Below are 4,795 nucleotides of genomic sequence, written 5' to 3' on the forward strand. Positions count from 1 at the left end.
CGCGACGGCCGCTGACCCACGACCCGGCACGGCCCGGCGCTCCGGCGCCGGGCCGTGCCGCGTCCCCGGGGTGACCCACCGGGGTCGTGCCGCGGATCCCCGTGGTCGCCGCGCGGATCCCCGCGGTCTGCCGGGATGCGACCACCGGTTAGCATGTCCCAGCGAGGCGCGCGACAGCGCCTGCGGGAGCGGGGGCGTCAAGTGCGACGGATGAGGGGATCCGCGCGTCGGATGGTGGCGGTCATCGCCGTCGTCGCGACGGCGTGCGGGATCATGATGGCGGGTGCCGTGGGCACGCGGGAGACGGCCGAGGCGGCGGACATGTCCGGCTTCCGAGCCGGCGCGATCATCTCGGACGCGGTGTTCTTCGACGAGGGCACCATGAGCGCGCCCCAGGTGCAGACCTTCCTCGCGCAGCGCAACCCGTCGTGCCGCTCCGGCTACACGTGCCTCAAGGACTACCGGCAGGACACCTTCTCCCGCGGCGCCGACCCCATGTGCGGTCCGTACCAGGGGGCGCGCAACGAGAGCGCCGCCGACATCATCGCGAAGGTCGGCCGCGCGTGCGGCATCAACCCGCAGGTCCTCATCGTCCTGCTCCAGAAGGAGCAGGGCCTCGTCCTGTCGACCGCCCCGTCGGCGCGCGCCTACCGATCGGCCACCGGCTACGGCTGCCCCGACACCGCGGCGTGCGACGAGCAGTTCTACGGCTTCTACAACCAGGTCTACAAGGCGGCGTGGGCGTTCCAGCGCTACTCCAACCCCGCGGGGACGGGCCCCGGCACGGCGTGGGGCACGCGCTACACGCGCTACGCCAAGGGCACGACGGTGCAGGTGCTCTACCACCCCGACGCGTCGTGCGGGAGCAGCGCCGTCTACATCTCGAACCAGGCCACGTCGAGCCTCTACTACTACACGCCGTACCAGCCGGACCGCGCGGCGCTGGCCACCTCATACGGATCCGGCGGCAGCTGCTCCGCGTACGGCAACCGCAACTTCTACGCGTACTTCACCGACTGGTTCGGCTCGAGCTCGTTCGACGTGAGCGGCTGGATCGGGGACAAGTACCGGGCGATCGGGGGCCCGTCCAGCGTCCTCGGCGCCGCGACCGGCCCCGAGCGGGCCGTGCCCGGCGGTGCGGCGCAGGACTTCCGGAACGGCAGCATCGTGTCGTCCTCCGCGGGCGCGTTCGTCGTCCGGGGCTGGATCCGCGATGCGTGGGTCCGCGGCGGATCCTCGGGCGGGCCCCTCGGGTCGCCGCTCGCCGACGAGCAGTCGATCTCCGGGGGAGCCGTCCAGCGGTTCTCCGGCGGCTCGGTCTACTCGTCCGCGGCGGGCGCCTACGCCGTGCGCGGCTGGATCGGCGACCGCTTCACGGCGGCGGGCGGCTCCGGCGGCGTGCTCGGCTTCCCGTCCTCCGACGAGGCCGCCGTGCGGGGCGGCGCTCGCCAGGCGTTCGCGGGCGGCGACGTCGTCTCCTCGTCCGCCGGCGCGTTCATGGTCCGGGGCTGGATCGGCGACAGGTACCGCGCGCTCGGCCGCGACGCGGGCGTCCTCGGCTTCCCCCGGGCGGACGAGAAGCAGGTCGCGGGCGGCGCGTACCAGGACTTCACCGGCGGGCTGGTCTCGGCCACGTCGAGCGGGACCAGCACGGTGCGCGGGTGGATCGCCGACGCCTACCGCGCACGCGGCGCCGCCACCGGCGCGTTCGGGCTGTCCACCGCGGACGAGCGGCCCACGTCGCAGGGTGCTCAGCAGCAGTTCCAGGGCGGGCGCTTCTACTCGTCCTCCCGCGGCGCGTTCGGCGTCCGCGGGTGGATCGGCGACCGCTACGTCGCGGCGGGCGAGCAGTCCGGCGTGCTCGGCTCGCCCACCGGGATCGAGACCGCGGTGCCGAACGGCGCCGCGCAGCGCTTCGCGGGCGGCGGCATCTACTCGTCCGCGCGCGGCGCGTTCATGGTCCGCGGGTGGATCGGCGACCGGTACGTGGCGCTCGGCGCCTCGGCGAGCCGCCTGGGCCTGCCGGTCGGCGAGGAGCGCAGCTCGGGGGGCGAGGTCGTGCAGGAGTTCGCGGGCGGTCGCATCGTCGTCGGCACCCAGGGCGTGCAGGTCGTCTACAACTAGCACCGCCGACACCTGACGAGGACCGTGCGCCGGACAGGCGCACGGTCCTCGTCGTAGGGGGAGGTGCCCGGCGGCCGGCCGTCGCCACGCACGTCCGTGATCGGGTACCCGCGCGGCGTCCGGCGGCATGCCGGTCTGCGGCTGACGTGCGTCGGCCGCATCATGCGGCGCCGAGCCGGTCAGGCGACGCGTCAGCGCCGGTCCGGTGCGGCGTGCTCCGCGCGCCGCACCGGTGTCACTCCGAGGCGCCCTGCTCCCGGTCGTACTCGACGATCTGCGACACCTCGTCGAAGGGCGTGCGCCAGCCCCAGGTCGACACGCGCTCGACCGTGAGGTCGTAGGCGCCGGCCGCGTAGGGGTAGTCGAACAGCTGGACGCGGCCCCACGAGCTGCCGGCGCCCTCCATGTCCGAGGCCAGCGTGACCACGGTGGAGGAGCGCTCGACGCCGGCGAGGGATCCGCCGCGCCGCTGCACCCAGATGTTGTCCGGGCCGCCGTCGCCGAACGTCGTGGCCAGCACCGGTCGCTCGATGATGCCGTGGGCGATGGACACGGGCCGCTGGCACGGGAACCAGAAGGAGGAGGTCCACGTGACGGCGGTCGGCGCGTCGGGCGCTGCGAGGTCGTTGAACGACACCGGGTCGACGAGCACGGGGGCGGTGAAGCCGAACCAGCCGTCCGCGCCCGTGGTGCCGTCCTGCGCCTGCAGGCGGATCTCGTCGCCGGGCGACAGCTTCGACGGGTCGATCGCGATGGTGCGCCAGCCGGGCCGGTCGACCGTGTCCTCGACGGCCACGCCGCCGAGGTCGATCACCCGGTCGTCGGCGTCGCGGATCTGGAGGCGCAGCCGGTCGGAGTCGCCCGCGGCCAGCTCGCCGCCGACGAGGACCGCGATGCGCTGGCGGTCACCCACCTCGGGGACGCGGTACCACGGCGTGGTCATGGTCCCCACCGTGTCGCCTCCCTCGGCGTAGCTGCCCCAGAGCGCGATGCCGTCGGCCAGGGCGGGCGGCGGGTCGGACGCGGGCCATCCGCCGCCCAGCGAGAAGGACGCGGGATCGGCGGCCTCGGCCTCGGTGCCCTCGTCGATCGCGAGGGGGCGGCCGGCGCTCGCGTCCCAGGTCGTGATGGCCGCGCCCGTGAGGCACTGCGATCCGGACGGGTCCTCGAGGTTCGCGGCGCCGACGGAGTAGCCGTCGAGGCCCCGGGCGGCGGCGAGGGAGAACGTGCCCACCAGGTAGCCGCCCGTGACGAGCGCGAACACGGTCGCGAGCGCCGTGACGGACCAGAGGCTGCGCGGCTCCGACCAGGCACGACCGGCGCGGCGCTGGACGACGACGGCGACGACGACGACCGCGATCGCGACGAGGACCCAGATGGGCAGCGCGCCGAAGTGGACGGGCCCGAAGCCGGGCTCGCGGCCGTCGCCGAACATGCCCTGGCCCCAGGCGTACGCCCAGGCGTTCGGCCCGTGCAGGGAGAAGACGATGACGGGGACGAGGCTCGCGACCGCGAGCGGCGTCAGCCACCACGGCGCACGGCGGCCGTGCAGCAGGCCGGTCACGATGCCGGGCGCGAGGACGAGGATCAGCGTGACGAACAGCGGACCGACGGAGGAGATGGCGCCGAAGTGGTGCGTCCACTTGCTCGGGGTGATCCACAGCAGCACGAACGAGAGCGCGAGGCCCCAGCCGGCGAGCTCGAGGGGGGCCGGGATGAGCCGGGCCGCGCGGGGCGACATGCGGGACGCGGCGTAGGTGGCGACCCACCAGATCAGGAGCACGAGGGCCAGGAGGACGACGGACCGCTTCGCGTACGACCCCATCGGGATGTCGTTCATGAGCAGCGCGTACCGGGACCACTCGTTCAGCCAGGTGAGCGGCGTCTCGACCGCGGCGAAGCGCTTCGGCCCCGTGAGCGCGTCCGACAGGGTCGCGTCGGCGAAGGCGGCGAACAGGGCGACGGATCCGACGGAGAGGACGGCCATGGTGCGCGCGGCGGCGGCCAGGCGCGAACCGCCCTGGTACGCGAGGCGCCAGAACCCGGGGATGCCGAGGAGCAGCGGCGCGAACGCGACGACGCCGGTGGGGTGCGCCGCGAACGCGAGGCCGGCCGTGAGGGCGGCGATCGCGGCGGGCAGGAGGGTCCCGCGGTCGCGGGATCGCAGGACGAGCGCGACGACGACGACCCCGGCGAGGGATCCGAGGATCTCGGGCCGGCTGCCGATCGTGTACGACAGCCACCAGATGAGGAACGTGGCCGCGAGGAGGCCGCGGGCCCAGAGGCGGGCGCGACGGGAGAGGCGGACCGCGGCCCGCTCGAGCAGGTGGCGGGTGATGAACCAGGCGGCGACGCCGGCGACGAGCGCCGGCACGCGCAGCCAGACGGGCGAGCGGCCGCCGAGCTCCTGCCAGGCGCCGAGCAGCTGCCAGAACCAGGTGAAGGGCGTGAACGACTGGTTGAACATCTGGTAGTAGTTGCCGACGAAGCCGGCGACGCCGTCGTTGAGCGACATGGCGGCGTAGTAGCCGTCGTCGTCCGTCATCGGGCCGATGAAGATCCAGAGCGTCAGCACCGCGACGACCACGGCGTCGACCGGGCGCAGGGCGCGGAGGACCCGGGAGACCCGGCCGCGTGGCGGGGTCGGGGCCCCGGCCGCGGCGGCGACGCC

At 74.5% G+C, this 4,795-nt stretch carries 2 protein-coding genes; one reads left to right on the forward strand and one right to left on the reverse strand.

The genetic code is table 11. The annotated features are described in order from the left end of the window. The first annotated feature begins 231 nt into the window (after positions 1-231). On the forward strand, positions 232-2,124 hold the full coding sequence (locus DZG00_RS12350) for an LGFP repeat-containing protein (RefSeq protein WP_119381133.1): 1,893 nt from the start codon (positions 232-234) through the stop codon (positions 2,122-2,124). 235 nt (positions 2,125-2,359) lie between these two features. On the opposite strand, the gene DZG00_RS12355 is transcribed toward DZG00_RS12350, so the two are convergent. Then, the coding region (locus DZG00_RS12355) for an arabinosyltransferase domain-containing protein (protein WP_147359993.1) at positions 2,360-4,795 on the reverse strand (2,436 nt) is incomplete at its 5' end.

The sequence above is a fragment of the Clavibacter lycopersici genome (assembly GCF_003576405.1).
Taxonomy (GTDB): Bacteria; Actinomycetota; Actinomycetes; order Actinomycetales; family Microbacteriaceae; genus Clavibacter; species Clavibacter lycopersici.